General features: G+C 33.1%; 8 protein-coding genes. 5 read left to right on the top strand and 3 right to left on the bottom strand.

The window, feature by feature from the left end; translation table 11 throughout:
* Window positions 1-46 precede the first annotated feature (46 nt).
* Window positions 47-571: an acyl-CoA thioesterase gene (locus COC46_RS14860; RefSeq protein WP_098810484.1), complete on the bottom strand. Its 525-nt coding sequence runs from the start codon at window positions 569-571 to the stop codon at window positions 47-49.
* A gap of 196 nt (window positions 572-767) precedes the next feature.
* On the opposite strand from COC46_RS14860, the gene COC46_RS14855 reads away from it, so the two are divergent.
* Window positions 768-1,733: an aromatic acid exporter family protein gene (locus tag COC46_RS14855; RefSeq protein WP_098810483.1), complete on the top strand. Its 966-nt coding sequence runs from the start codon at window positions 768-770 to the stop codon at window positions 1,731-1,733.
* 15 nt (window positions 1,734-1,748) lie between these two features.
* On the top strand, window positions 1,749-2,255 hold the full coding sequence (locus tag COC46_RS14850; RefSeq protein WP_098810482.1) for a L,D-transpeptidase: 507 nt from the start codon (window positions 1,749-1,751) through the stop codon (window positions 2,253-2,255).
* An 85-nt stretch (window positions 2,256-2,340) separates the two neighbouring features.
* Here the strand turns inward: COC46_RS14850 and prli42 are convergent, their stop codons facing one another.
* Window positions 2,341-2,433, bottom strand: a complete 93-nt coding sequence (gene prli42, locus COC46_RS22260) for a stressosome-associated protein Prli42 (RefSeq protein ID WP_098810481.1) — start codon at window positions 2,431-2,433, stop codon at window positions 2,341-2,343.
* 124 nt (window positions 2,434-2,557) lie between these two features.
* Here prli42 and mce point away from each other — a divergent pair, with 124 nt between their 5' ends.
* From mce to COC46_RS14830, 3 genes are read left to right on the top strand one after another with little or no spacing between them, the layout of a single operon-like run.
* A complete protein-coding gene (gene mce / locus COC46_RS14840) occupies window positions 2,558-2,977 on the top strand; it encodes a methylmalonyl-CoA epimerase (protein WP_098810480.1) in 420 nt (139 codons plus the stop codon).
* Window positions 2,964-4,505, top strand: a complete 1,542-nt coding sequence (locus COC46_RS14835; protein ID WP_098810479.1) for an acyl-CoA carboxylase subunit beta — start codon at window positions 2,964-2,966, stop codon at window positions 4,503-4,505. Before mce ends, COC46_RS14835 begins: the two co-directional genes overlap by 14 nt.
* Before the next feature lie 39 nt (window positions 4,506-4,544).
* A complete protein-coding gene (locus COC46_RS14830) occupies window positions 4,545-5,663 on the top strand; it encodes a M20/M25/M40 family metallo-hydrolase (RefSeq protein ID WP_098810478.1) in 1,119 nt (372 codons plus the stop codon).
* Window positions 5,664-5,730: 67 nt separating this feature from the next.
* On the opposite strand, the gene COC46_RS14825 is transcribed toward COC46_RS14830, so the two are convergent.
* Window positions 5,731-6,327, bottom strand: coding sequence for a DedA family protein (locus tag COC46_RS14825; protein ID WP_098810477.1), 597 nt, complete (start codon window positions 6,325-6,327; stop codon window positions 5,731-5,733).
* Window positions 6,328-6,510: the final 183 nt, after the last annotated feature.

Here is a 6,510-nt window from a genome sequence, read left to right as displayed (position 1 = left end):
AATCGGCGAGTTTTCTTTATGTAGAGATAATTTAATTGTCAGGTTTTTACTCATCATTTTGTTTTAACTTTAATGGCTTCGTAGAGATGATTGTTTCAATGTTTTTGCTGATTAATTTATTATTTTTACGATTTTCTATTCTTGCTTTTGCTATTTCAGCAAGTTCTCGTTCTTCTTCAGTTTCAAGTATGATAGATGGAACTGGTACTGTTTTATTATCCTTCATTCCAACGAAAGTCAAGAATGATGTAGCAGCAACACGGCGGTCGCCGGTAATCAGATTTTCTGCAATTGCTTTTACGAAAATGACAATTGATGATGTACCTGTTACTACGACGAAAGATTCATATGAAATACAATCCTCTTCAGTAACTGGGTGTAAGAAGTCTACATGATCAATGGAAGCTGTAACACATTTCAATCTTGAATGTTTAGCAGCGGTAATCGAGGCAGTCATATCCATGTCAGCAAGAATTTTTCCGCCAAATAAAGTTTGGTGATTGTTTAAGTCAGTCGGGAAAACTCGAACAGTTAATGCTGAACGTGATTCGTGACAATATTTTGAACTCATAAATTCACACCTTTTTTTAGAATACTGCTATTTTTACCAATCTATTTATTCTTAAGCGTAATTATGAGATGAAATCTATTCAGTAAGAAGTGAAAGTCTTAATGTAATTTCTTCTGCAGAAATTCCTTTTTTTACCATAGCGCTGTTTTACGAATCAAATACTATATAAAGATAAACATTAATAATAGGTGATATTATGTATAGAATCGGTTCAAGGGTTGTTAAAACGGCATTAGGTAGTGCACTTGCCATTTTTATAGCACAAGCGGTGGGAGTTCATTTTTATTCTTCTGCGGGAACACTAACAATATTATGTATTCAACCAACCAAAAAACGTTCATTAGATACGGCTTTAAGAAGGTTTTCTGCATGTTTATTGATTATTCTTTTTTGTATATTTTTCTTCTATATTTTTGGTTACACACCTATTGCTATTGGCTTGTTACTTTTATTTTTTATACCATGCTTAGTAACGCTTAGAATTCAAGAAGGAGTCATTTCTAGTGCAGTCATTATGCTTCATCTATATGGTTTGAAAAAAGTTACGCTTCCAATCGTTTTAGATGAGTTGACTGTCATTGTAATAGGAATAGGGGTTGCTTTACTTTGTAATTTATATATGCCTAGTTTAGATGATCAAATCAAAAACTATAAAGTTAAAATTGATTCTAAATTTTGTTTTATATTTGAGAAGATTTCTATTTATTTAAAAGAACCAGCTAATAAGTGTTTTTTAGAAGAGTATGATGAAACGGTTAAATTACTTCAAGATGCGAAAAAAATTTCTAAGTTAGAGATCGACAACCATTACTTTAAATCGTCGAATGACGAGGATTACGAATACTTTTTATTAAGAGAACGACAGCTTGAAGTTATTCACCGAATTATAGAAACTGTTTGTGACATTAAAGTAAGCAACGAACAATCTCATATATTATCAAAATTTTTTAACGATCTAAGCTTTTCAATCAACCCCATCGTAAGTGGAGTTATTTGCTTACATCAGTTAGAAGAAATCTATCATCTGTTTCGGGAGATGCCTCTACCAAAAACTTCTGATGATTTTGAAACGAGAGCAGCACTATTAACAATTATTAATGAGATGGAAAGTTTTTTGATTATGAAATCGAAGTTTAAAGGGAAATATTCTACGTTAGCTTGAAAGGAGTAGGTTAATTTGCTTAAATTTATTTTATCATTCATTTTAGTAATTGGTCCTGTGTGGCCACTTGGACAGAATCCGCAAGTTGGTGAGCCGTTTATTATCATTAATAAAGAAGTAAATCATCTAGCATATATAGAAAATGGAAAAGTCCAAGGAATCTATAAAATTGCTACTGGAAAAACAGCTGATTTAACTCCTGAAGGTATTTTTAATATTACATATAAAGCTAAAAATCCTTACTGGCGCAAAAAGAATATTCCAGGAGGAGATCCTAAAAACCCTCTAGGATCAAGATGGATTGGATTTGACGCACTAGGTACAGATGGTTCGATTTATGGTATACATGGCAATAATGACCCTTCTACAATTGGTAAATATATATCAAATGGTTGTGTCAGAATGTACACAAATGATGTGAATGAACTTTATGATAAAATCCCATTTGGAACAAAAGTGTTAATAACAACTTCTACTAGTTCATTTGAACAATTAGCTCGAGTACAAGGTGCGATAAGATAAAATAAGAGGATACATCATCATAANNTTATGATGATGTATCCTCTTTTCTGTCCTTGAATTGTTTAAAGACATTGATGCAATTCTTTTATAAAAAAGAAGCGACACCTGCAAGTAAAGTAGTAGCAAGCATTGAAATTAACATAATCATTACGACTATTTTTTGTGTTTTTTTTCTCACGTGATTACCACCTTAAATTAAGAATTTCATGTGATTACTTATTATTTACAATTATAATACAAGTCTTGTCCTATTTTAGCATATGTATTTAAGAAAAGCATTGATTTAAAGGAGAGGGCAAAAAATGTTCACAAATATAGATCACATGGCAATTTGTGTAAAAAATTTAAACGACAGTATTAAAAAGTATGAAAATGACTTGGGACTATCCTTTTCTTACCGTGAAATAGTAGAAGACGAAGGAGTGGAAATAGCATTTTTCAATACAAAAAAAATAAATATCGAATTGATTCAACCACTTACAGCTACGAATCCTGTTTCTAAGTATATTGAAAAAAAAGGAGAAGGATTACATCATTTAGCTTTTCAAGTTGATGATATCGAAAAAACATTAAACGAACTTAAAAAACGTCAATTTAATTTAATACATCACTCGCCTCGTCATAGTAGTGATGGTTCAAAAGCTGCCTTTATTCACCCTAAACAATTCGGAGTATTAATCGAAATTGTTCAAAAAGGGGGGGAGTTTAATGAGCAAGTATGATGATCTTTATAGACTATATGAAAAGAAATCTGAAATAGAGCAAGGTGGTGGCTTTGAGCGAATTGAAAGACAGCATGAACGGGGGAAATATACGGCACGAGAAAGAATAGACATGTTATTAGATGAAGGTAGTTTTGTTGAATTATATAGTTTTGTTCAACATCGATGTTCCGATTTTGGAATGGATGAACAAAAAGGTGCATGCGATGGAGTTGTAACCGGTTATGGGAAAATTAACGACCGGACAGTTTTTGTATTTTCACAAGATTTTACAGTATTCGGTGGAGCATTAGGAGAAATGCATGCGAAAAAAATAAGTCGTTTAATGGATATGGCAGTTCAGTGCAAAGCTCCTATTATAGGTTTAAACGATTCAGGGGGAGCGAGAATTCAAGAAGGTGTCCTTTCTTTAGATGGGTATGGACATGTATTCCATCGAAATACGATTTATTCTGGAGTAGTACCACAAATTTCCGTTATAATGGGACCTTGTGCAGGTGGTGCTGTATATTCGCCAGCAATTACTGATTTCGTCATAATGGTTAAAGGAACGAGCCAAATGTTTATAACCGGACCTAAGGTGATTGAAAGTGTGACAGGTGAAAAAATTTCAGCGGAAGATTTAGGTGGGGCAAAGGTCCACAATGAAATAAGCGGAAATGCTCATTTTAAAGCAGATACGGAAGAAGACGCACTTAAGCTCGTTAGAAATTTATTGGAGTATTTACCTGCTCATTGGGAAGAAAAAGCACCTACAAAAATGAAAAATGATAAAAATATAGATGATTTAATGGAGCTAATCCCTAATGAAAGTAGTCGACCTTATGATGTGAAAAAAATAGTAGAAATGATTGTAGACCAAGATACTTTTTTCGAGGTACAAAAAGACTTCGCTAAAAATTTAGTTATAGGATTTGCAAGATTAAATGGTGAAGTAGTCGGACTTGTTTGTAATCAACCAAAATTCATGGCAGGAGGACTAGATTTACATTCTGCCGATAAAGGAGCCAGATTTATTCGTTTTTGTGATAGCTTTAATATACCAATCATCACATTTGTAGATGTGACAGGGTTTTTCCCTGGTGTAAAACAGGAGCATGGAGGTATAATAAGGCATGGCGCTAAGCTTTTATATGCATACTCTGAAGCAACAGTTCCAAAAGTTACAGTTATTACAAGGAAAGCATTTGGTGGTGCGTACGTAGCATTAAATAGTAAATCCATAGGAGCAGATTTAGTATTTGCATGGCCAAACGCTGAAATAGCTGTAATGGGTGCAGCAGGTGCTGTAAATATTTTATATGGAAAAGAAATCTCTCAAAGTGATCGACCTGAAGAATTAAGATCTGAATGGATGGATCAATATAAAGAGAAATTTTCTAATCCTTATGTTGCTGCAAAATATGGTTTAGTCGACGATGTCATTGATCCAAGGATGACTAGAAAAAAGCTTATTCAATCATTAGAAGTATTAAAAAACAAAAATGAAAAGCGCCCGTCTAAAAAACATGGTAATATACCTTTGTAGACATTTTTTTTACATATACAATTTGGAGGCGTAACACAAATGATTAATGAACAACGTATTGTCGAAGAATTTTTAGAATTAGTACAAGTAGACTCTGAAACTAAATTTGAAGCTGAAATTGCAAAGGTTTTAAAGCAAAAATTAGAAGCCCTTGGAATGAATGTTTTTGAAGACGACACGATGGGTGTTACAGGTCACGGTGCTGGAAATATTGTTGCTACAATTCCTTCTACGAAAGAAGGCGTTGACGGTATTTTCTTCTCATGTCATATGGATACAGTAACTCCAGGTAAAGGCATCAAACCATCAATTAAAGATGGATACATCGTTACGGATGGAACTACGATTCTAGGTGCAGATGATAAAGCTGGTATTGCAGCATTCTTAGAAGCTGTAAAAATTATTAAAGAACAAAATATTGAGCATGGTGAAATCCAATTCATTATCTCAGTTGGTGAAGAATCTGGATTACACGGTGCTAAAGCTATGGATCCAAAATTAATCACTACTAAGTACGGATATGCTCTAGATAGCGACGAAGAAGTAGGTAACATTATCGTAGCAGCTCCTACTCAAGCTAAAGTAATTGCTACTATTTATGGTAAAACTGCTCACGCTGGTGTAGCACCTGAAAAAGGCGTATCAGCGATTACCATTGCCTCTAAAGCAATTGCGAGAATGCCACTTGGTCGTATCGATGAAGAAACGACTGCTAATATCGGACGTTTCGAAGGTGGTAGTGCAACAAACATCGTTTGCGATCAAGTGAATATTTTAGCTGAAGCTCGTTCATTAATCGGCGAAAAAATGGAAGCTCAAGTAGCTAAAATGAAAGCCGCTTTTGAAGAAGCAGCTACTGAAATGGGTGGACGTGCTGAAGTAGAAGTACAAATCATGTACCCAGGCTTTAAATTTGGTGAAGGAGACCATGTTGTTCAAGTTGCGAAACGTGCAGCAGAAAAAATCGGTCGTACACCAGCATTAAAACAAAGTGGTGGAGGATCTGATGCGAATGTATTCGCAGGTCACGGTTTCCCAATTGTAAACTTAGCAATCGGTTATGAAGAAATCCACACTACAAATGAAAGAATGCCAATTAAAGAGCTAGTAAAAACAGCTGAAATGGTTATTGCAATTGTAGAAGAAGTTGCAAAATAATTAAAAAGACGAAACACTTTTGTGTTTCGTCTTTTTTACTTGCTTTTACAATGATTCAAAAATAATTCTAATTTGTATTTAAACGTTTTCTCCAAACGAAAAAGAATATAACTGCAATGAATAAAGCAGATGGAAAAATAACTAAGCTATACTTTGCAAAAATCGATGCTACTTTATCCCATTCATCTCCAAAAATTTTTCCAATTGTAATAAAAGTGAATCCCCAAAGAATGGCACCAACAAAAGCGAATGTTGCAAACTTTTTAAAAGAATAATGATTAATAGCTGCAAAATAAGCAGTTAAATGTCTTACCCCAGGTATAAAAAATCCTATTATAAGAATATAAGGTCCAAATTTTGAAAATAAGCTTTTCGTGATTTCAATTTTTTTCTCTGTAATAAATACTTTTGGACCATACTTATTTAATAAAGGTAAACCAAATAAGTGTCCAAGTAAATAGCTTATCGAAATTCCACAAATGATTCCGATAATAGCACAAACAATAGAAGGAAAATATGACAATCTACCTTGAAATACATTAAAACCTATGTATGTTAACAAAATTTCATCCGGTAGTGGTAATCCGATTATTCCCCCTGTTAATGCTAAAATAATACCTACATAACCATAGTGATTAATTATAACGTTTAAATGTTGAACCATTAATAATACACATCCTCGATTTTTTCCGCTTAAAGTAGATAGGCTAATTTTTATTTTACAGATAGTATAATTGTGTACAAACAAAAGTATTTTATATCATTTTTTATCATAAGGCAATTCAAAATTCAAATAATTTTGTTATTATTAGAATGATTTAAAATTATTAAGAAAATAATGAAATCT

The sequence above is a fragment of the Bacillus sp. AFS041924 genome (assembly GCF_002577195.1).
Taxonomy (GTDB): Bacteria; Bacillota; Bacilli; order Bacillales; family Bacillaceae_G; genus Gottfriedia.
Note: the sequence above shows the minus strand (reverse complement) of the source record. Positions and strands in the feature narration are given on the sequence as shown.

What these genes read in the sequence shown, in the direction of transcription:
- COC46_RS14860 (WP_098810484.1), bottom strand. Translation starts at nt 571, where the DNA reads ATGAGTTCAAAATATTGTCACGAATCACGTTCAGCATTAACTGTTCGA.
- COC46_RS14855 (WP_098810483.1), top strand. Translation starts at nt 768, where the DNA reads ATGTATAGAATCGGTTCAAGGGTTGTTAAAACGGCATTAGGTAGTGCA.
- mce (WP_098810480.1), top strand. Translation starts at nt 2,558, where the DNA reads ATGTTCACAAATATAGATCACATGGCAATTTGTGTAAAAAATTTAAAC.
- COC46_RS14835 (WP_098810479.1), top strand. Translation starts at nt 2,964, where the DNA reads ATGAGCAAGTATGATGATCTTTATAGACTATATGAAAAGAAATCTGAA.
- COC46_RS14830 (WP_098810478.1), top strand. Translation starts at nt 4,545, where the DNA reads ATGATTAATGAACAACGTATTGTCGAAGAATTTTTAGAATTAGTACAA.
- COC46_RS14825 (WP_098810477.1), bottom strand. Translation starts at nt 6,327, where the DNA reads ATGGTTCAACATTTAAACGTTATAATTAATCACTATGGTTATGTAGGT.